At 69.8% G+C, this 19,640-nt stretch carries 22 protein-coding genes; 8 read left to right on the top strand and 14 right to left on the bottom strand.

Features of this window, described 5'->3' with window-relative positions; all coding sequences use genetic code 11:
* Positions 1-8: 8 nt before the first annotated feature.
* The 3 genes from E8A49_RS18140 to E8A49_RS18130 are packed head-to-tail and all read right to left on the bottom strand — an operon-like array spanning position 9 to position 3,650.
* The gene (locus E8A49_RS18140) at positions 9-1,091 is read right to left on the bottom strand and encodes a cation diffusion facilitator family transporter (RefSeq protein ID WP_293384758.1); all 1,083 of its coding nucleotides are present in this window, start codon (positions 1,089-1,091) and stop codon (positions 9-11) included.
* Between the two features lie 31 nt (positions 1,092-1,122).
* Positions 1,123-1,851, bottom strand: coding sequence for a lysophospholipid acyltransferase family protein (locus E8A49_RS18135; protein WP_293384755.1), 729 nt, complete (start codon positions 1,849-1,851; stop codon positions 1,123-1,125).
* The gene (locus E8A49_RS18130) at positions 1,848-3,650 is read right to left on the bottom strand and encodes an ABC transporter ATP-binding protein (RefSeq protein ID WP_293384752.1); all 1,803 of its coding nucleotides are present in this window, start codon (positions 3,648-3,650) and stop codon (positions 1,848-1,850) included. Before E8A49_RS18130 ends, E8A49_RS18135 begins: the two co-directional genes overlap by 4 nt.
* Before the next feature lie 142 nt (positions 3,651-3,792).
* On the opposite strand from E8A49_RS18130, the gene E8A49_RS18125 reads away from it, so the two are divergent.
* Positions 3,793-4,476: a sulfur transferase domain-containing protein gene (locus E8A49_RS18125; RefSeq protein ID WP_293384749.1), complete on the top strand. Its 684-nt coding sequence runs from the start codon at positions 3,793-3,795 to the stop codon at positions 4,474-4,476.
* A 12-nt stretch (positions 4,477-4,488) separates the two neighbouring features.
* On the opposite strand, the gene E8A49_RS18120 is transcribed toward E8A49_RS18125, so the two are convergent.
* A complete protein-coding gene (locus E8A49_RS18120; RefSeq protein WP_293384746.1) occupies positions 4,489-4,734 on the bottom strand; it encodes a DUF4170 domain-containing protein in 246 nt (81 codons plus the stop codon).
* Positions 4,735-4,841: 107 nt separating this feature from the next.
* Positions 4,842-5,276 (bottom strand): helix-turn-helix domain-containing protein, encoded by a 435-nt coding sequence (locus E8A49_RS18115; protein ID WP_293384743.1) that lies wholly within the window; start codon positions 5,274-5,276, stop codon positions 4,842-4,844.
* A gap of 126 nt (positions 5,277-5,402) precedes the next feature.
* Here E8A49_RS18115 and E8A49_RS18110 point away from each other — a divergent pair, with 126 nt between their 5' ends.
* Positions 5,403-6,026 carry a glutathione S-transferase family protein gene (locus E8A49_RS18110; protein ID WP_293384740.1) on the top strand — a complete coding sequence of 208 codons (624 nt, stop codon included), beginning with the start codon at positions 5,403-5,405 and terminating at the stop codon, positions 6,024-6,026.
* A 35-nt stretch (positions 6,027-6,061) separates the two neighbouring features.
* Here E8A49_RS18110 and E8A49_RS18105 read toward each other — a convergent pair whose 3' ends face one another.
* The 4 genes from E8A49_RS18105 to E8A49_RS18090 form a co-directional block, all read right to left on the bottom strand.
* Complete coding sequence (locus E8A49_RS18105) at positions 6,062-7,393, bottom strand: TldD/PmbA family protein (RefSeq protein WP_293384737.1); 1,332 nt, start codon at positions 7,391-7,393, stop codon at positions 6,062-6,064.
* Between the two features lie 50 nt (positions 7,394-7,443).
* On the bottom strand, positions 7,444-8,409 hold the full coding sequence (locus E8A49_RS18100) for a hypothetical protein (protein WP_293384734.1): 966 nt from the start codon (positions 8,407-8,409) through the stop codon (positions 7,444-7,446).
* Between the two features lie 63 nt (positions 8,410-8,472).
* Positions 8,473-8,874 (bottom strand): MAPEG family protein, encoded by a 402-nt coding sequence (locus tag E8A49_RS18095; RefSeq protein ID WP_293384730.1) that lies wholly within the window; start codon positions 8,872-8,874, stop codon positions 8,473-8,475.
* A 78-nt stretch (positions 8,875-8,952) separates the two neighbouring features.
* Complete coding sequence (locus tag E8A49_RS18090; RefSeq protein WP_293384726.1) at positions 8,953-10,479, bottom strand: UbiD family decarboxylase; 1,527 nt, start codon at positions 10,477-10,479, stop codon at positions 8,953-8,955.
* Between the two features lie 59 nt (positions 10,480-10,538).
* Between E8A49_RS18090 and E8A49_RS18085 the strand changes: the two genes are divergently transcribed.
* Positions 10,539-10,769: a hypothetical protein gene (locus E8A49_RS18085; protein WP_293384723.1), complete on the top strand. Its 231-nt coding sequence runs from the start codon at positions 10,539-10,541 to the stop codon at positions 10,767-10,769.
* On the opposite strand, the gene E8A49_RS18080 is transcribed toward E8A49_RS18085, so the two are convergent.
* The 3 genes from E8A49_RS18080 to E8A49_RS18070 all read right to left on the bottom strand — a co-directional run bounded on the left by E8A49_RS18080 (position 10,766) and on the right by E8A49_RS18070 (position 13,652).
* The gene (locus tag E8A49_RS18080) at positions 10,766-11,395 is read right to left on the bottom strand and encodes a PAS domain-containing protein (protein WP_293384720.1); all 630 of its coding nucleotides are present in this window, start codon (positions 11,393-11,395) and stop codon (positions 10,766-10,768) included. The genes E8A49_RS18085 and E8A49_RS18080 overlap by 4 nt on opposite strands.
* Positions 11,396-11,517: 122 nt before the next feature.
* Positions 11,518-11,865, bottom strand: coding sequence for an MmcQ/YjbR family DNA-binding protein (locus tag E8A49_RS18075; protein WP_293384717.1), 348 nt, complete (start codon positions 11,863-11,865; stop codon positions 11,518-11,520).
* Between the two features lie 20 nt (positions 11,866-11,885).
* Positions 11,886-13,652 carry a gamma-glutamyltransferase family protein gene (locus tag E8A49_RS18070; protein WP_293384714.1) on the bottom strand — a complete coding sequence of 589 codons (1,767 nt, stop codon included), beginning with the start codon at positions 13,650-13,652 and terminating at the stop codon, positions 11,886-11,888.
* 167 nt (positions 13,653-13,819) lie between these two features.
* On the opposite strand from E8A49_RS18070, the gene E8A49_RS18065 reads away from it, so the two are divergent.
* From E8A49_RS18065 to E8A49_RS18055, 3 genes are all read left to right on the top strand, one after another.
* On the top strand, positions 13,820-14,233 hold the full coding sequence (locus E8A49_RS18065; RefSeq protein ID WP_293384711.1) for a DUF3830 family protein: 414 nt from the start codon (positions 13,820-13,822) through the stop codon (positions 14,231-14,233).
* Positions 14,234-14,315: 82 nt separating this feature from the next.
* A complete protein-coding gene (locus E8A49_RS18060; RefSeq protein ID WP_293384708.1) occupies positions 14,316-14,645 on the top strand; it encodes a hypothetical protein in 330 nt (109 codons plus the stop codon).
* A 132-nt stretch (positions 14,646-14,777) separates the two neighbouring features.
* Entirely contained in the window at positions 14,778-15,527 is a 750-nt protein-coding gene (locus tag E8A49_RS18055) for a methyltransferase (RefSeq protein ID WP_293384705.1), read from the top strand.
* A gap of 12 nt (positions 15,528-15,539) precedes the next feature.
* Here the strand turns inward: E8A49_RS18055 and E8A49_RS18050 are convergent, their stop codons facing one another.
* Positions 15,540-15,944 (bottom strand): DUF3052 domain-containing protein, encoded by a 405-nt coding sequence (locus E8A49_RS18050; protein ID WP_293384702.1) that lies wholly within the window; start codon positions 15,942-15,944, stop codon positions 15,540-15,542.
* Positions 15,945-16,047: 103 nt separating this feature from the next.
* Here E8A49_RS18050 and E8A49_RS18045 point away from each other — a divergent pair, with 103 nt between their 5' ends.
* Complete coding sequence (locus E8A49_RS18045; protein ID WP_293384699.1) at positions 16,048-16,371, top strand: CHY zinc finger protein; 324 nt, start codon at positions 16,048-16,050, stop codon at positions 16,369-16,371.
* Positions 16,372-16,453: 82 nt separating this feature from the next.
* Complete coding sequence (locus tag E8A49_RS18040; protein WP_293384696.1) at positions 16,454-18,580, top strand: ATP-binding protein; 2,127 nt, start codon at positions 16,454-16,456, stop codon at positions 18,578-18,580.
* Here the strand turns inward: E8A49_RS18040 and E8A49_RS18035 are convergent.
* Entirely contained in the window at positions 18,577-19,446 is an 870-nt protein-coding gene (locus E8A49_RS18035; protein ID WP_293384693.1) for a DUF2268 domain-containing putative Zn-dependent protease, read from the bottom strand. The two genes, E8A49_RS18040 and E8A49_RS18035, sit on opposite strands and share 4 nt — an antisense overlap.
* Positions 19,447-19,640: the final 194 nt, after the last annotated feature.

Below are 19,640 nucleotides of genomic sequence, written 5' to 3'. Positions count from 1 at the left end.
ACCGGGGCTCACACCACTCCGACCGGGGCGAGGTGGCAGGCGCTGTCGGCCTCGGTCTCCACTTGCAGGGTGCAGTGGCCGATGTTGAACCGCCGCGCCAGGCCCTCGCAGGCGGTGTGCAGGAAGCGGTCGCCGTCATCGTTGGCTGGCCGGATCACATGCGCGGTCAGTGCGGTCTCGGTGGTGCTCATGGCCCAGACGTGCAGGTCGTGGATCTCCTCGACACCGGGCAGGGCGGCCAGGTAGGCGCGCACCTCCGCCACGTCGATCTCGCGCGGCGCGCCGTCCAGCGCGAGGTTCACCGAGTCGCGCAGCAGGCCCCAGGTGCCGAACACGATCACCGCGCCGATGCCGAGGCTGAGCGCCGGGTCGATCCACTGCAGGCCGGTCAGCGCGATAATCCCCGCGCCCGCCACGACCGCGAGCGAGATCACCGCGTCGCTGGCCATGTGCAGGAAGGCGCCGCGGACGTTCAGGTCCGAATGGCTGCCCCGCATGAAGAAGAGCGCGGTGAGCGTGTTGATGAACACGCCGACGCCGGCGGTGATCATCACGGTCGTGGTGGCGATGGACGACGGCTGCGTCAGCCGGTGGATGGATTCCGAGGCGATTCCGCCGATCACCAGCAACAGCACCACCGCATTGGCCAGCGACGCCAGGATGGTGCCCTTGCGCAGGCCATAGGTGCGCCGGCCGGACGGCGCGCGCTTGGCGAGGATGATCGCGCCCCAGGCCATCAGGAGCGCCAGGACGTCGGAGAGGTTGTGCCCGGCGTCGGCCAGCAGCGCCATGGAGTGCGCCCAGAAGCCCGCGCCCACCTCAACCGCCACGAAGACGGTGTTCAGGGTCACGCCCACGGCGAAGGCCAACCCCATGTCGGCCGGGACGTGGTGGTGATGGCCGCCGGGTCCGTGGCTGTGGCCGTGGGCATGCCCGTGGTCATGCGCCGCGTGATGGCGGGCATCGTGACCGTGAGCGGCGTGATCGTGCTCGCCGTGGTCGTGAGCGTCATGATCGTGACCGTGCGCCTCGTGATCGTGGTCGTGATGATCGTGATCGGCGTGCGCGGAATGGTCGTGGGGATGCGCCATGGGGCCTATGTCTCACCGTGCGGGGACGGGATCAATGCGCTCTCGACGCCGCTGTCGGCCGAGGCCCTCGTCCGACCAGGACCTCGGCGCGGCGCGTGGCCGCCGACAGCTTGGCCGACAGCTCGACGATCAGGGCCTCGATGGCCTCGGCGTCGGCGTCCTCAGGCACATGGTGCGGCCCGTCCCAGACCACCGCGCCGCGGCCGAAGGGGGCGGCGATCATCACCTTGTCCCAGGTGTCGAGCTGGATCGCGGGATTGGCGGCGATGCCCAGCAGGAAGATCGGCTGGCCCGCCCGCTTGGCGATCTGCAGGGCGCCGGCGGCGATCACCTCGTTGGGGCCTCTGGGGCCGTCCGGCGTGACGATCAGCCCGCCGCCGCCGGCCACCCAGTTGCTGGCCTCGCGCAGGCCCGCCACCGCCTGGCGCGCCTTGGCCGCGTCGCCCTTCTTGGCGCTGGAGATGCGGATGGTGGCGCAGCCGTTCATGGCGAGCGCCCGGGCCACGAATTCCCCGTCGCCGGAGGGCGAGACCAGCGCCTTGGTGATCTTGCGCCACCAGGGCGGGGCGATGGCCAGGCAGATCGGCACCCGGCCATGCCAGTGCAGGCCGATGGCGCCGGTGTCGGCGGCCAGGACGGGGTCGAAGCACTCGGCGTTCTCGTGGCGCCAGCGGATGGTGATCAGCATCAGCCGGATGTAGACGCCCAGGATCCAGCCCAGGGTCGCCTGCACCGCGGCGCTGCGCAGCAGTCCCTTCAAGCCGCGGTCTCCGCCTCCGTCGGCGCTTGGGCCGCCGGCTCCGCCTCCAGGTCCTGGGTTTTGGCGAGGCGGGCGTAGAGGCCGCGCTTGGCCACCAGGCTGCGGTGGTCGCCGGTCTCGACGATGCGGCCCTTGTCTAGGACATAGATGCGGTCGGCGCCGCGCACGGTGGAGAGGCGGTGTGCGATCAGGATCACCGCGCGGCCGGCCATCAGCCGCTTCAGCGCCGCCTGCACCTGGGCCTCGCTCTCGGTGTCCAGCGCGCTGGTGGCCTCGTCGAGCAGCAGGATCGGCGCGTCCTTCAGGAAGGCCCGTGCGATGGCGATCCGCTGCCGCTGGCCGCCGGAAAGCCGCGCGCCGGCCTCGCCGACGCCGGTGTCGTAACCCTTGGGCAGGGAGAGGATGAAGTCGTGGGCCGCGGCCTCCCGCGCCGCCTGCTCGATCTCCTCCTGGCGCGCGTCCGGCCGGGCGTAGGCGATGTTGGCGCGGATGGTGTCGTCGAACAGGAACGGCTCCTGGGTGACCAGCGCGATCTGGTCCCGGAGCGAGGAGAGCGTCACCTCGCGCACCTCATGGCCGTCGATGGTGATCCGCCCGGCGGTGGCGTCATAGAAGCGCGGGATCAGGTTCAGGACCGTCGTCTTGCCGCCGCCGGAGGGGCCGACCAGGGCCACCGTCTCGCCTCGCCGCACCTCGAAGGAGATGTCGGAGATGGTCGGGCCGCCGTCATCGTAGGCGAAGCTCACCTCGTCGAAGACGATGTCGCCGCGGCCGTGGGGCAGGACGCTCGCCCCGGCGGCCTCGCGCACTTCCGGCTCGACGTCGAGGGCTGAGAACAGCCGCCGCGCCGCCGACATGCCCTCGGCGAACACGGTCTGCAGGTTGGCGAGCTGGCGCAGCGACTGCGAGGCCATCAGCAGGGCGGCGATGAAGGCGGTGAATCCGCCCGGCGTCAGCCCGCTGTGCAGCGAGCGCCAGCCGGCATAGACGAACACCGCCGCCAGGATCCAGCTGGTGACCAGCTCGGTGATCGGCGCGGCCAGGGCCCGCGCGTTGGAGCCCTTCACCAAATGCCGTTCGCGCCGGCGGATCACCTCGGCGACACGGGCCTCCTCATAGGCCTCGCGGTTCTCGATCTTCACCACGCGGACGCCGTCGAGGCTTTCCATGATCGCCGTGGACAGCGCCGAGGTCTCGGCCATGGCGCCCTTGGCGGCCTTGACGCTGCGCCTGGAGAACCGGCGCATGACGGCGCTGGCGAGCGGCGCGCCGGCCAGGACGATGGCGGTCAGGCTCCAGTCGATCCGCACCATGACCCACAGCGCGCCGACCACGATCAGCAGGTTCTGGGTGTAGTTGATCACCCCGGCGGTCGCCGCCTCGCGGGTCAGGCCGGCGTCGTAGAGCACCGAGGAGACATAGGCCCCGGAATGCTGGCCGCGCAGATGGGCGAGGTCGGCCCGCACCAGCTTGCCGAACAGCTGGCGCTGGATGTCGGCCACCACGCCGTTGCCGATCCGGTTGACCAGGGCCGCCTGCACGACCTGCGCCAGGGTGCGGATCAACGCCAGGCCCGCGATGGTCGCCGGCAGGTAGATCAACGCGTTCGGTTTGTGCGAGACCAGCAGGTCGTCGACCGCCGGCCGCAGGATCTGCGCTAGGCGCGCGCTGATCGCGGCCACCACCACGGCGGCCAGCATCGCCACGGTCCAGCCCTTCCAGCGCGGCCGCATATAGACCTTGGCCACCCGCGCGCTCAGGGCGCGGGCGGAAAGCTCCGGCGGGGCGGTCTCGCTCATGGAACCTGGGGTCGTCCGATGCGGGAGGGAAGTCAAGAAGACCCCGAGACGCGGACCGCGCAAAGCTAAACGCGGGCGACGCAAACGGGCGCGGCGCCGGCGCGCCTTCCTTCGGCGCCGTGGAACCCTTAGATGGGGCGCGATGAGCGTCGCGCAAACCCGCCCTGGATTCGACCTCGCCACGCCGGGCGGGCGGTTCAAGACCTATGCCGACTACCTTTGGAACGACCACGCCTACCTGCGGCTGGGCTTCCAGAACGCCCACTGGATCTCCGACGAGCTGGTGCGCACCAATCAGCCCTGGCCGCACCAGCTGGCCGCTTGGAAGGCGCAGGGTATCAGGACCATCGTCAACCTGCGCGGCGGCTTCGACGCCAGCTTCCATGCGCTGGAGAAGGACGCCTGCCGCCGCCTGGGCCTGGAGATGGTCGACTTCACCATCACCTCCCGCGAGGTCCCCAGCCGCGACCGGGTGCTGGGCGCCAAGCGGCTCTACGAGACCATCGCCTATCCGGCGCTGATCCACTGCAAGTCCGGCGCGGACCGGGCCGGGATCATGAGCGTCTTCTACATGCACTTCCGGCAGGGCAAGACGATCCGCGAGGCGCTGGACCAGCTATCCCTGCGCTATCTGCACATCAAACAGGGCAAGACGGGGGTCCTGGACTACGTCTTCGAGCGCTACCTCGCCGAGGGCGAGCCGGCGGGAATGAGCTTCCTCGAATGGGTCGAGAGCCCGATGTACGACCCCGCCGGCATCAAGGCCGACTTCCGCGCCGGCATGATCGGCTCGGCCCTCACCGAGAAGCTGCTGCGCCGGGAGTAGACCCTCCGCGGATCAGTGGTGGTCGTGATCGGCGTCCGAGTCCGGGTCGAGCAGCTTGTGGGCGTGGATGATGAAGTAGCGCATCAGGGCGTTGTCCACCGTCGACTGCGCCTTGGCCCTCCAGGCGCCGAGCGCCTGCTGATAGTTCGGGAAAGCGCCGACTAGGTCGACCTTGCGGTAGTCGCGGAACTCCGGCGGCCCTTCCAGCGACTTCAACTCGCCGCCGATCACAAGGTGGAGCAGGTCTTTTTCGGCCATGGCCAGGACTCTCGTGTCGCGTGAAACTGTTGGCGCAGCCGATAGGCCGGGCGCGGCGCGGGATCAATGCCTGGGGCGGACGACAGCCCAGACCGTGGCGGTTCGAACTAGGCGGTCCTGACCCGCACGCCGATGTCATCGAGCGCGACCTCGGTCCCGCAGCCCTCGCAGGCGACCGTCTGCTTGATCACGCCCCCGCAGCCGCGATGGATGTAGTCGATCGGACCGGACCCCAACCATCGCTCGCCCCAGTCGTTCAGCGCGATGATCACCGACTTCAGCCCGCGGCCTTTGGCGGTGAGGTGGTATTCGCGCGCTTCCCCCGAGGGTGTGTCCAAGGTCATCAAGCCGTCGGCGACGAAGCTCTCCAGACGCTTGGTCAGGATGTTCGGCGCGATGCCAAGGCTGCGCTCGAAATCGGAGAAGCGCGTATACCCACGAAAGAGCGCGTCGCGGAAGATCAAGAGGCTCCACCGCTCCCCGATCAGCTCCAGGGCGCTCGCCGCGGAGCAGGTCTGGCCGGGGTAATATCGTCCCAACATTCCGTCTGCGTATCACATCCCGCTTGCATCACGCTACTTGCATCATGCAAGCTATGGAACTAGCGTGATGCAAGTATCTGCTGTCGGCGGGGGCCGAAGCCAGCGGGCCTTGAGGGGGAGATGGAAATGGGGATCAAGCTGTACGGCGTGGCGGGCAGTCCCAATGTGCGCGGCGCGATGCTGGGGCTGGCCGAAAAGGGCGTGGACTACGAGCTGGTCGACGTCTTCCCGCCCTTCAAGGCGCCGGATCATATGGCGCGCAACCCGTTCGGCCGGGTGCCGGTGCTCGAGCATGACGGCTTCCTGCTCTACGAGACCCAGGCGATCCTGCGCTATGTGGACCAGGCCTTTCCGGGGCCGGCTCTCCAGCCGGCCGATGCGCGTGAAGCGGCGCGCATGAACCAGATCCTCGGCATTGTGGACTGCTATCTGTTCGAGACCTGGAGCGGAGCCATCGGCTTCGAACGGTTGATCGCCACCAGCTTCCTGGGCCGGCCGTGCGACCTGGCGCAGGTCGAGGCGGCGGTGCCCCTGGCGCGCTGCTGCGCAGAGGCGCTCGAGGCGGTGATCTCCGCGCCCTATCTCACAGGCGGGACCTTCAGCCTGGCCGACATCCGGCTCATGCCGCACTTCGATTGGCTGCGGCGGACGCCGGAGGGCGAGGCGATGTTGGCCGACAAGGGTGGGCTCGTCCGGTGGTTCGAGCAGGTGAGGGCGCGCCCGAGCGCCCAAGCGGTCCTGCAGCCCTAGCGTCTCGCCTGGCGGACCTCGACCGCGGGCCGCCCTTAGAGGCCGGCGATGGCCAGGGCGTCGACCAGGATCGAGGGCGAGTTCGCCGCGCCGCGGATCTCCAGGTCGGCGCCCGGGACCAGGCGGGCATAGATGTCGATCAGGTTGCCGGCGACAGTGATCTCGTTGACCGGATAGGCCACCTCGCCACCCTCGAACCAGAAGCCGGAGCAGCCCACCGACCAGTCGCCGGTGTTGCCGTTCAGCGAAGGGCCGAACATCGAGGTGACCAGGAGGCCCTGGCCAGCGTCGGCCATCAGCCCGGCGCGGTCCCGCGATCCCGGCTCCAGGGTCAGGTTGGAAGGCCCGACGCCGGGCGGCCCGGCGAGACCCCGCGAGGCGTGGCCAGTGGTGGAAAGCCCGAGCTGGCGCGCCGAGGACGAGTTCAGCAGCCAGGTGGTGAGCACGCCATCGTCGATCAGGCGGATCGGTCCGTTCGCGACCCCCTCGTCGTCGAAGGGCGAGGAGCCCAGGCCGCGCCGGCGGTGCGGATCGTCGCTGACCCGGATCCCCTTGGCGAAGATCGCCTCGCCCAGCTTGTCCTTAAGGAACGAGGTGCCGCGGGCGATCGAGGGGCCGGAGACCGCGCCGATCAGCGGGCTGAGCAGGGCCACGGCGATGCGGTTCTCGAAGATCACCGGGGCGGTGGTCGAGGCGATCTTGCGTGCGCCCAGCCGGCCCGCGGCGCGGCGGCCGGCTTCAGCGCCGATGGCCTCGGCCTCAGGCAGGTCGCCCTGCCAGCGCACCGCGCGGCCGTCATAGCCGGTCTCCATGCCGCCCTCGTCGCCGGCGATGGCCGAGGCGCCCAGCGAGAAGGACGAGGCGCGGTGCAGGCCTGAGAAGCCTCCGCTGGTGACGATCCGCCACTGGCCCGCCGACCAGCTGGCCGAGCCGCCGTCGGAGTTGGTGACCTTGGGCACGGCGCGGGCGGCGGCTTCGGCGGCGCGGGCGGTCTCCTCCAGGCCCGCGGCGCTGGGCTCGACGGCGTCGTAGAGGTCGAGATCCGCGAACGGGCCCTGGGCCAGCCGGTCGGGGTCGGCGAGGCCGGCGTAGGGGTCCTCGGGCGCGAGCCGGGCCATGGCCACGGCGCGGGCCACCAGCTTGCCGCGCGCCTCGGCGCTGATGTCGGAGCCGGAGACGGAGGCCTGGCGCTGACCGATGAAGACGCGCAGGCCGAGGTCGCGGCTTTCCTCGCGCTCGACCTCTTCCAGGTCGCCGTTGCGCACATTGATCGAGAGGGAGCGGCGCTCGGCGCCCACGGCCTCGGCGGCGTCGGCGCCAGCGGCCAGCGCCGCGGCCACGACGTCGTTCAGCAGGTTTTCGTCCATGCCGGCCATATGGCCGAGCGGACGGGCCCGCACAAGCTCAAGGCCGTGCGCTAACGAGAGCCGCCGTCTTCCGCAGCCTTCTTCATCTCACTCTCGATGCGGTCGGCGATCGCCATCCGCTGCTGCGAGCCGGACACCCGGTCGGCGACGGCGTAAAGCCCCTTCAGGAGGCCGATGTCCGCCGGGGTCGCGGTGTCGGGGACCTGGTCGGTCTCGCAGCCGTCCGCCATCAGGTTGAGGATGGTCGGCATGGTGTTGCACTGCTCCACCCCCTGCCATTTCGCCAGCGCCAGGACGGCGATGTAGTCGGCGACGGCGCCGATCTTGGCGTCGGCCACCTTCTTGGAGTCCGCCACGATCAGGGTGTGCATCAGGTCGCTGCGCATGTCGCTGCCCAGCCGGCTGCCGGCCCGTCCCTTGGGTGGGTCGAGATAGGCTGAAGGGTCGTGCTGCTCCAGCCGGCTGATGTCGAACTGGTCGAGGGTGCGGGTGACGTACCAGCTGCCGATCGTGCGGTTAAAGGTCGACATCTGCTTCAGCTGCCGGTCGTTCCAGTAGAAGCCCAGCAGGATGTCCCTGCGCCGGGCGATGTCGCTCATCAGCGCCTGGGGCTCCGGGTCGAAGATGACGTGGATGTTCGCCCGGCAGTCGCTCGACGACGCGACCCGCGCGTTGACCGACGCGGCGAGATCGACCACCCGCTTGGCGACGAAGGCGTTGAACTCCGCGGGCAGACCCTGGACCTTCACACAGATCGGCTCGTGGAACCGGGGATACTGCTCGGTGAAGGTGCTGACGGGCAGGTGGCTGCGCACGTATTGCGAGGCGGCGTCGACCAACGGGTCGTTCTGCGGCGCGACGATGGTGACGCCGCTGAGGTTCGCGCCGGCCGGAGGCTTGGCCGCGGGCGCGGTCTCACCGGCCTGGGGCGTCGCCTGGGTGTCGGCGTCGGCTTGCGCGGCCGGAACCGCGAGGGCGATGGCCGCCAGCGCCAGCGACAGGCAGAACCGCTTCATCCCCACATCTCCCGCGATGCGCCTGGGTTCGTCGACCCACGATAGCGCAGATCTCGGGACTGGCTAAGGGATGGCGTAGAACAGCAGCGCCACGGCGCCCAGGATGTAGGCGACCCAGGTGGCGATCACGCCCGCCGAGCGCAGCAAGGACGAGCCGCCGCTGCGCGACAGGCCGACGGCGTGGGCGACGCGGCCCACGAACAGCACCAGGCCCACCGCATGCACCACCATCGGCGGGGCGCCGAGCGTCGCCAGGACCGCGATGGCGATCAGCCCGCCGGGGATATATTCCGCCGCGTTGCCGAAGGCCCGCACGGCCCGCGCCAGCTCCGGGATGTCGGCGTCGCCCAGCACCACCTGGTGCTTGCGCCGCTGGCGCACGACCATCACCGACAGCACCAGCAGCAGGATCAGGTGCAGGCCCACCCAGAGGGCGGCGGCGTGGGCGGAGGGCGTGATTTCCATGGCGTTTCCCCCCGTCTTCCCGACAAGGAGTCGGGCGGCGGAGTAGTGCTCAGTTCGCCGGGGCTGGCAAGCTGAAGCCTAGGCCAGCGGCTTGCCCGATCCCGGCAGGCCGAGCCGTGACCACATCTCGCTCACCTGGGCCACCGTGGTCTCGTCCATGGCGAGCTTGGTCCCCCATTCGCGATGGGTCTCCGGCGGCCATTTGTCGGTGGCGTCCAGGCCGATCTTCGAGCCCAGCCCGCTCTCCGGCGAAGCGAAGTCCAGGTAGTCGATGGGGGTGTTCTCCACGACGGTGATGTCGCGCGCCGGGTCCATCCGGGTGGAGACCGCCCACATGACGTCCTTCCAGTCGCGGGCGTCGATGTCGTCGTCCACGACGATCACCCATTTGGTGTACATGAATTGGCGAAGGTAGCTCCAGACGCCCATCATCACCCGCTTGGCGTGGCCGGCGTAGGCCTTCTTCATCGAGATCACGGCGATGCGGTAGGAGCAGCCCTCGGGCGGCAGCCAGAAGTCGACGATCTCCGGGAACTGCTGGCGCAGCAGCGGGATGAACACCTCGTTCAGCGCCTCGCCCAGCACGCTCGGTTCGTCCGGCGGCCGGCCGGTGAAGGTGCTGAGGTAGATCGGGTCCTTGCGCATGGTGATGGCGCTGACCTGGAAGACCGGGAACTTCTCCACCGAATTGTAGAAGCCGGTGTGGTCGCCGTAGGGGCCTTCGTCCTCGTAGTCGTCGAGCAGGACGTGGCCCTCGATGACGATCTCCGCCTGGGCCGGCACCATCAGCGGCACGGTCTTGGCCGGGACCAGCTCGACCTTGGCGCCGCGCAGCAGGCCCGCGAACTGGTATTCGCTCAGCGTGTCCGGCACCGGCGTCACCGCCGCCAGGATGGTCCCGGGATCGGCGCCGATCACCGCGCAGGCGGGCAGGGGTTCGCGCTTGCCTTGCGCCTTCCAGCGCCGGTGGTGCTGGGCGCCGCCACGGTGCGCCAGCCAGCGCATGATGGTGCGGTCCTTGCCGATCACCTGCATGCGGTAGATGCCGAGGTTGTAGTCGTCCTCGCGGTCCGCCGACGGCCCCTTGGTCACCACCAGCGGCCAGGTGATCAGGGGCGCGGGCTCGCCCGGCCAGCAGGTCTGCACCGGCAGCTTGGAAAGGTCGATCCTGTCGCCGGTCCAGACCACCTGCTGCACCGGGGCGGACTTCACGGTGGACGGGCGCATGGACATCACGGTCCCGGCGAGCGGCAGCATGCCCAGCGCGTCCTTCATCCCGCGCGGCGGCTCCGGCGCGCGCAGGAAGGCCAGCAACTCGCCCACCTCGCGCAGGTCCGCGGCGGTGGTGCGCGCGCGGCCCTCCAGCGTCACGCCCATGGCCACGCGCTTCACCGTGCCGAACAGGTTGACCAGGCAGGGCATGGGCGAGGGCTCGCCGTCGGCGCGGATCACGTTCTCGAACAGCACCGCCGGCCCGCCCTCCGCCAGCAGCCGCCTGTGGATCTCGGTCATCTGCAGGACCGTGGAGACCGGCTCGGTGACCCGCACCAGCTCGCCGGCCGCTTCCAGCTTACCGATGAACTCGCGCAAGGACTTGTAGGCCATCACCCCTCCGAACGGCGCGGACCCTAGAGGCGCGGCCGCCCGCGGTCTAGGATCGGGGCATGAAGCGCCTCGATCTCGACGAGCTGCCGCCGAAGGCCGCCGCCCTGCTGGTCGGCGCCCAGCCCGGCGAGGAGGTGCTGCTGGTCCGGAACGGCGCGGTGGTGGGCCGGCTGACCGGCGGGGCCGCCGAGCCTCAGGCGCGGAGCCAGGAGGACCCGAACCAGCTGCCGGAAGAGCGCGCCAAGGAGATCTTCGAGCAGTTCCGCGCCAGCATCGAGGACGAGTTCTAGCCCACCGACGACCTCTTGCCGATCACCTGGTCGGTGACCTCGTCGACCGTGTGCCGCAGGAAGATCAGCCGGCCGCCCGCGTTGCTCAGCGGCGTGTTCACCGCCTGCCAGTGGCGCTCGACGAAGACGCCGTCGGCGTCGCGGACGTCGTAGCGCAGGGTCGGCATGGCGTCCGGCAGGCCGGTGCTCGCCACCCGGCGCAGCGAGGCGTAGAGGTGCGAGGTCCCGTCGGCGTTGGCTTCGCTGGGGTTGTCGGGGAACAGCATGAACAGCGCCTGGCCCACCACCTGGTCGCGGCTGAGGCCGGTGGCCTGTTCGAAGGCCGGGTTGACGTCGACGAATTCCAGCCCCGGCGCGGGATCGATGAGGTAGGCCACCTGCGGCGAAGCCCCGAACCGGCCGCGGAATTCCGCGATGAGGCGCGCGCGTTCGGCCGCGAGGCCTTCGCTGTCCCCGATCGGCCAGGGCGGCGAGTCAACGCCGGCTTCGGAAGCCTCCAGCAGGGCCAGTTCGCGCTCCACGGCGGACAGCATGGTCCGCAGCCGGCGGCGGTCGGTCGGGTTCGAGGCCTCGGCCAGCCGAGTGCGGAAACGCTCCACATTCTGCTGTAAGATGAATTTCTGCACGCGTGGATTTCTGGCGGCAAAGCCGCGCTCTAGGGTTGTGCTCTCCCAGATTCCCTACCAGACGCTCAGCACGCTCGCTACGGCCGCGCGCCCCCTGCGACGTCAAGCGTCAGGCGGACGGCTCAGCTCGCGTTCGCCGCGTCCCAGTCCTTCACCAGCTTCTTGGGCGCGATCTTGCGCCAACGGCGCTCCAGGAAGTTGCGGAACGAGCCGGGGTGCAGGCTCTCGATGCGCGCCAGGACGCACGGATAGTCCTTGTAGTGAGCGGTCAGGTGGAAGGTCTGCGGCTCGGCCTCCATCAGCATTTCGCGCTCGTCGAAGCTGATGTCCATCAGCACCATCGAGCCGTCGTCCCGGCGCAGGCGGGTGAAGAACTTGCCGTTCACCTTGTAGGCTGGCGAGCCGTAGCTCACGCCCTTCTCGGCGCCCGGGAAGGCCATGACGATGGCGTCCATCTCTTCAGGGGTCATGACCGGCTCCGCCTTCGCGCTCAGTACGCGAGCGCGGCGCCATCCTTGCGCATCTCGGTGGCCGCCGCATAGCGCCCGGGATAGCGCCGGATCGCCTCATAGCCGCCGTAGACGCCGGGATTGGGCGCCAGCGGCCAGCCGAGGTCGGCCAGCGCCTTCTTGGTCGCCTCCGGCACGCCGCTTTCCAGGTTGAGCTTGCCAGGGTCGCCCAGCTGTTCGCCGGTCGGCTCATTGCCGCCGTCGTGGTGCCAGCGCGGGCTGTCGCCGGCCTCCTGCAGTCCCAGATCGAAGTCGACGATGTTGGAGACGATCTGCGCCTGACCCTGCGGCTGCATGTCCCCGCCCATGACGCCGAAGCTCATCAGGGGCTCGCCGTCGCGGGTGGCGAAGCCCGGGATGATGGTCTGGAACGGCCGCTTGCCCGGCGCATAGATGTTCGGGTGGCCGTCGGTCAGGGCGAACATCTCGCCGCGGTTCTGGAACATGAAGCCCAGGCCGTCCGGCATCAGCCCAGAGCCCATGCCGCGGTAGTTGGACTGGATCTGGCTGACCATCATCCCGTCCTTGTCGGCGACGGTGAAGTAGGTGGTGTCGCCGTGGCTGGGCGCCTGACCGGGATAGGCGGGCGTCAGGATCCTGTCCGGCCGGATCAGCTTGGCCCGCTCCTTGGCGTAATCCTTCGACAGCAGCCAGTCCGTGGGCTGGTTGTAGAAGTGCGGGTCGGCGTAGAACCGCGCGCGGTCCTCGAAGGCCAGCCGCTTGGCCTCCACCGAATGGTGCAGGGCCATGGGCGACTGGAAGCCCATGCCCTTGAGGTCGAATTGCTCCATGATGTTGAGCATCTGCAGGGTGACGAACCCCTGGCTGTTCGGCGGCAGGCCCCAGACGTCGGTCCCGCGGTAGTTCACGAAGCGCGGCTCGACCCATTCGGTGTGGTGGGCGGCGAGGTCGGCCTTGGTCATCCAGCCGCCGATCCGCTTGAAGTAGGCCTCGATCTTGTCGGCGATCTCGCCCTCGTAGAAGGCCCGCCCGCCGCCCTCGGCGATCAGCCGGTAGGTGTGGGCCAGCATCGGGTTGCGGAAGACCTCGCCCTCGCGCGGGGATTTGCCGTCCTTCACCCACAGGGCGTTGAAGTTGGCCACTTCCTCGATGTGGCTCTCCGGCTTGTTGAAGATCCGCTGCGAGGAGCCGACGTAATAGGCGACGTTCTGCACCACCGGCGCGCCTTCCTCAGCGTGGCGGATGGCCGGCTGGAACAGGTCCTTCCACGGCAGCTTCCCGTACTTGCCATGCAGCGTCCACCAGGCGTCGACGGCCCCCGGCACGCTCACCGAGACCGCCCCGTAGGAGTTGATCAGGCCCTTGGCGTTGGCGCGCTTGCGCTGCTCGGCCAGCGTCAACGCCTTCGGGCTGCGGCCCGAGCCGTTGATGCCCACGACCTTCCTGACCTTCGGGTCCCAGATCATCGCGAAGCAGTCGCCGCCCACCCCGCAGGAGATCGGCTCGCCGAAACCCAGCACCGCATTGGCCGCCACCGCGGCGTCCACAGCGCTGCCGCCGGTCTTCAGCATCTCGATGGCCGCCAGCGTCGCCAGCGGATGCGCCGTCGCCGCCGCGCCATGCAGCCCCCAGGCCGCGCTGCGCCCCGCCCAGGTCGCCCCGTCGATCCGGTCGCCGCCATGCACGTCCGGCCGGTCGCGCACCGGATTCTCCTGCCGGCTGGTGGCGAACACCCGGTTCGCGAACGCGGCGGCCGGTACGGCGGCGATAAAGCTACGACGGTTCAAGGAAGGCCTCCCCAGGATGACGCTGCGGTAGTGTTAGCAGAGGCGTAGCGGGAGGCGAGGGGGAGATCGAACGCTCCGTCCGCGACTCATTGCGGACCTTGGAAGTGTCCCGTATCGGGCTATCCGGCCCGCGCATTGCGCACCGCCGCCCAGCTCAGGGATGCCTCATGACGAACGTCAGTATCGCGGCCGGCCCGTTCAGGTTCGCCGCCCGGCTGGAGGAGGACCGCGCACCCAGGACCTGCGCGCGCTTCCGCCAGTGGCTGCCCTACCGTCAGAAACTCATCCACGTCCGCTGGAGCGGGGAAGGCTGCTGGATTCCGCTGGGGTTCGACGATCCCGGCCTGCCCTATGAGAACGCCACCAGCTATCCCGCGCCCGGCCAGTTCATCCTGCATCCCGGAAGCGCCAGCGAGGTGGAGATCCTGCTGGCCTATGGCGCGGTCCAGTTCTCCAGCAAGGTCGGCCAGCTCGCCGGCAATCACTTCCTGACGATCACCGAAGGCCTCGAGCACCTTCCGGAACTGGGCCGCCTGACCCTGTGGGCCGGCGCCCAGGACATCGCCTTCGAACTCGGCTGATAGGGCGGGTCGCTTTCCTCCCCGCGAAGGAGCGGGCGGCGCAGGGGTGGATCGGACGCGCCGGCCGGGCTAACTGCCGCACATGGCGCGAACGGATCAAAGCTCGGAGTTCCAGATCGAGGTGGGCGGCGAACCCTACGTCTGGCGGCTTCAACGCAGGCCCGGCTGGTCCAGCGACACGGCGGGATGGACCGGCATGGCCATCGCCGTGCGTCACCGGAAAGGCAAGCGCGAAGCGGTGATCGAGTTTCCGCCGGGCCGGCAGCCCCGATTCGGCGCCCCGCAACTGCAGCCCTCGCAGATCGCGCCGGGGCTTGTCGCGAAAGCCATCGGGTCCGCCATCGCCGCGGGATGGGAGCCGCTGTCCCGTGGCAAGACGGTCGCCATCGTCGTGGATGAGACCGGCGGCTGACGCGCGGCGACAGGCTGGCCGAATGACGCATGGCGCGTCCGTTCATCGCAGATCGGCGTTCGTCCGCCGCGGCGGCGCTGCCCTCTGGCGACGGCGCGGGCAGGGTGGACGCCGTTCCTGGGGAACCTGTCCATGAGACCGATCTCGCTCGCCGCCGCCGCGGCCTTCATCCTCTCCGTTGCCACCGGCGCGCTCGCGGCGCCGCCGCCCGGCTATGTCGTCAAGGCGGTGGGCGACCCCGCCCGGCCGCAGGCAGAGGTCGCCGCCGACGCTGACCGCGCACCGGCCGAGACCCTGGCCTTCGCCGGCGTGAAGCCCGGCATGACCGTGGCCGAGCTGTTCCCCGGCGGCGGCTACTACAGCCGCATGCTGAGCGACATCGTCGGGCCGAAGGGCCGGGTGCTGGGCGTCGAGAACGCCGGCTGGAAGGGCGCTGTCGCGCTCGACCGGAAGATCCCCGCCGAGGCCGGCCACGGCAATTTCACCCTCGACGTCGAGCCCTTCGGCCAACTGGCGTTGCCGCCTGGCCAGGTCGACCTGTTCTGGATCACCCAGAACTACCACGACCTGAAGATCGCCAAGTACGGCGCGGTGGACCTGGGCGCCTTCAACCGCAGCGTCTTCCAGGCCCTGAAACCCGGCGGGATCTATTTCATCCTCGACCACGAGGCCAATCCGGGGATCACCCCCGAAGGGATCGCCAAGCTGCATCGGGTGGAGAAGGCCACGGTGATCCGCGAAGTCACCGCCGCGGGCCTCAGGCTGGTGGGCGAGGGCAAGTTCCTGAACCGCCCGGGCGACGACCACACCAAGGAGATCTTCGACCCCGCGATCCGAGGCAAGACCGACCAGTACGCCCTGAAGTTCGTCAAGCCCGCCTGATCGCAAGCGCCCTCACCGCAGGTCGCGGCGGATCACCAGCTTCAGGCCGGACCACGTCTCGTCGACGGCGCAGACTTTGATGTCCACCAGGCCCGTGGGCAGGCCGATCCGGCGGATGTCGTCCTCGTTCACTTCGCTGGCGAGGCCGGAGCTCTTCTTGGGCCACGAGACCCACAGGAATCCGGCCGGGGCCAGGACCGGCCGCAGCTCGGCGACCGCGGCCTCCAGCTCGGCGCGGCGGGTGACGAAGACGTGGGCGGCCTCGACCGGCGGCTCCGGCGCCGACAGGTGGATCAGGCTGAGGCTCGCCGCGTCGATCTCCGCGCGCACGGACGCCGGCATGGCGGGCCACCAGGCGCGCAGGCCTTCCTTCAGGCTGAGCTTGCGGGCGAGCGGGGTGGCGGAGTAGCCGGCCATGACGCGATCCTAGCGCCGTGCGCCGGCCCGGCCAGGGGCCTGCTTGCCGGGCCGGCGCGGGCGTGGGACGTGGCGCGGCCATCCGCTCATCGGAGCCCGCCCTTTGCGTCCGCCTGTCCGGGGTCTCGACCTCGATCCGCAAACCCGCTGCGCCCATTGGCATAGCGACCTCGACGTCATCGCCATCAAGATGGCCTGCTGCGGGACCTACTACGCCTGCCACGACTGCCATGCGGCGCTGGCCGGCCATCCGCCGCGGGTCTGGGCGGTGGAAGAATTCGATGAACCGGCCGTCCTTTGCGGGGCGTGCGGGACCGAGCTCTCGGTCAGCGCCTACCTGGCCTGCGGCAGCCGCTGCCCGCACTGCGGCGCAGGCTTCAATCCCGGCTGCCACAAGCACCGCCGCCTCTATTTCGCGGCGGGCTAGGCGCAAAGGCCGCAGGCCAAAAGCTTATCCGGAATTAATCGTTGCCTGGGATAATCGCCGGCCAAAAGAGGATCATCGACGGGTGTTCAGCGTTCTGGATCGCGGGCTCGACGAGATGGCCGCGGGCGCGCGGGCCGGCTTCGGGCCGCGGGCGGTGGCCACGCTGGGCGTCGGGCTGGTGGCCTTGGCCTTCCTGCCCTGGCCGATCTGCCTGGCCTGGGCGCTGGTGGTGTCCGGGCTCGACCTGACCAGCTTCATCTGCACCCGCGACCAGTTCCTGGGCCGCCCGGTGACCCAGGCCGTGCGGCTGCAGCACGTGGCCTGCCTGGTCGGCGGCGTCCTGGGCTGGGTGAGCCTGGGCGTCCTGTTCTGGCGGACCGGCTCGGCGGCGGGCGCGGTTTGCGCGGTGGTGATCTGGCTGGCCGTCATGGGCTTCGCCCAGGTCCACGCATACCAGTCGCGGGCGGGCTACCTGCTGTCCGGCATCTTCCCGGCCGCGGCCATGCTGGTGACCCCGCTGGTCTCGCCCAACCGCGCCCTGCCGGACGGCCTGCCGGTCTGGCTGATGATGGCCGTGGCCGTGGGCTTCGCGGTCTCCGGCGCGCACCAGACGGTCAGCGCGCGCCGCCGCTATGAGCAGGCGCTCAACGACCTGCGCGAAAGCGAGCAGAGCTACCGCCTCCTGGCCGACAACGTCACCGACGTGATCTCGCTGGCCTCGAAGGACGATGAGCGGCTCTACGTCTCGCCGTCCATCGAACGCATCCTGGGCTTCGCGCCGGGCGAGCTCTTGGTGACGCCGAACTACAAGTACATGCACCCCGACGACACCGAGGCGGTGCAGACTTTCATCAACGAGACGACTGAGGAGACCGGCCCCAGGACCCTCGATTACCGGGTGTTCGCCAAGGACGGCTCGGTGATCTGGGCGGAGACCACCTTCTCGCGCCTGAACGACGGCAGCGGCCGGCTGCTGGGCGTTTCCCGAGACATCGGCCACCGCAAGGCTTTGGAGGCCGAGCTGAAGGACGCGCTGGCCCGCTCCGAGGCCGCCGCCGCCGCCAAGACCGACTTCCTGGCCAACATGACCCACGAGCTGCGCACGCCGCTCACCGCAATCCTGGGCTTCGCCGGCGTCCTGCGTCAGTCGCAGGCGCTGTCGGCGCAGGACGCGCACCACGTCGGCCTGATCTATGACGCCAGCCAGACCCTCCTGGGCGTGGTCGGCGACGTGCTGGACTATTCCAAGCTGGAGGCCGGCGCCTTCGAGCTGGACCCGCAGCCCTTCGACCCGGCCGCCGCGGCGCGCTCGGCGGTGGCCATCGTCGCCGAGCAGGCCGCCGCCAAGGGCCTGCCGCTGGTCACCCACATCGACGAGGCGGCGCCGGCCCTGATCGGCGACGCGCCGCGCCTGCGCCAGGTGCTGCTGAACTTCCTCTCCAACGCCATCAAGTTCACCCGCGAGGGCGCGGTGGAGCTGGCGCTCAGCCAGCGGATCGAGGACGAACGCTGCCACCTGCGCCTCGAGGTGCGCGACAGCGGCATCGGCATCGACCCGGAGCACATCGGCTCGCTGTTCACCCGCTTCACCCAGGCCGACGCCTCGGTCTCGCGCCGGTTCGGCGGCACGGGCCTGGGCCTGGCCATCTCCCGGCAGATCGTCGAGGCCATGGGCGGGCGGATCGGCGCCGACAGCGTCATGGGCGAAGGCTCGACCTTCTGGTTCGAGGTCGAGCTGCCGTTGGCCGGCGAATGGACCGGGCGCGCCGAGCCGGAACGGACCGACGCCATCCTGGAGCGGCCGATCCGCGCCCTGGTGGTGGAGGACAACGCCGTCAACCGCGAGCTGATCACCACCCTGCTCAGCCCCTTCGACATCGAGATCGACACCGCCTGCGACGGCGCCGAGGCCGTGGAGGCGGTGAGCCGCCAGCGCTACGACGTGGTGCTGATGGACATGCAGATGCCGGTGATGGACGGGCTGACCGCCACGCGCCGCATCCGCGCGATGGCCGACCGCGAGGCCGCGCGCGTGCCGATCGTCGCGATGACCGCCAATGTCCTGCCCGAACAGGTCGCGCGCTGCCGCGAGGCCGGCATGGACGACCACCTGGGCAAGCCGATCAACCTGACCCAGCTGCTGCACGCCCTCGACCGCTGGACCACGCCGGCGGATGAGTCGGCCGAAGGATTGGCCCGGGACGGCTAGGCCGCCGGCCGCCAGCCGCTCTTGGCCAGGAAGGCCTTCGGGTCGGTCAGGTGGTAGATGTCGAGCAGGGCCTGGTGCTTGTCGGCCGCGTGCTCGTAGTAGGATTTCACGATCCGGTAGCCGACCCAGTAGCCGAGGTCGCCGGGGTAGGCCGCGTCGCCCGGGCCATTGTACATCCAGTGCGAGAGGTCCGTGCTGTCCTCGTCGCGGACGAAGGCGGCCTCGATTTCGGCCTCGTGGCCCTTGGTCCAGGCCTTGTGCTGATAGTTGCCGATGTCGCCGGCGATCAGCTCGGCGGTGAACTCGCCGCCGCCCTCCATCAGCGACATGGCCAGCACCGTCGCCCCGGGATCGCCGGGGCTCAGGTCGTTCAGCGCGGTGTCCTGCTGCACGTGGCCGTATTCGTGGGCGATATTGTAGACGAAGCGGTCCTCGAGGTTGGGGTTCATGAAGTCGGCGCTGCACAGCGCTTCCAGCCCCATGAAGACGCCGTCGGTGTTGGTGATGCCCACCGGCCGGCCGCGCCCGATCACGAGGGTCACCGGCGGAAACCGCGCCTCCGGATAGAGCCGCGCCAGCTTGGCGAAGGCCGCGGTCAGCCGCGTCTTGACCGCAGGCAGCACGCGCGTGCAACGCCGCGCCTCGGTATAGATCTCGGGCCGCTTCTCGACAGCGTCGGCAATCCGCGCGCCGGTGACGTTGCGGGCCTTGGCGAAGGAATGCAGGCCCGGCGAACCGGGCCCCAGATAGTCGCGGTCCAGCTGCTCGGCGCTCGGATGGCCGCCCGCGGCGTCATAGACGCGGAAGAACAGGGCCACATCGTCGGTGACGATCTGCGGGCCTGTGGCCGGTTGCGCGGGGCTCACCTTCGGGGCTAGGGCGACGAACGACGCGATCAGGACTACCGGCCAAAGGCCAAAGCATGTTTTCAGGCCCATCGGCGGCACATCGGCTCCCCAGTTCACGCGTGCGGTCTTGCAAAGCCTGGGCAGCCTAGGCCAACTGCCGCCCGAACCGGAAGGCTGCGGGGGCTCATGATGTCGGCTTATGATACGAACGG

Origin of the sequence: Phenylobacterium sp. (assembly GCF_004799515.1) — a bacterium.
In the GTDB taxonomy this organism is placed as follows: Bacteria; Pseudomonadota; Alphaproteobacteria; order Caulobacterales; family Caulobacteraceae; genus Phenylobacterium.
This window is presented reverse-complemented; position numbering and strand designations above follow the sequence as displayed.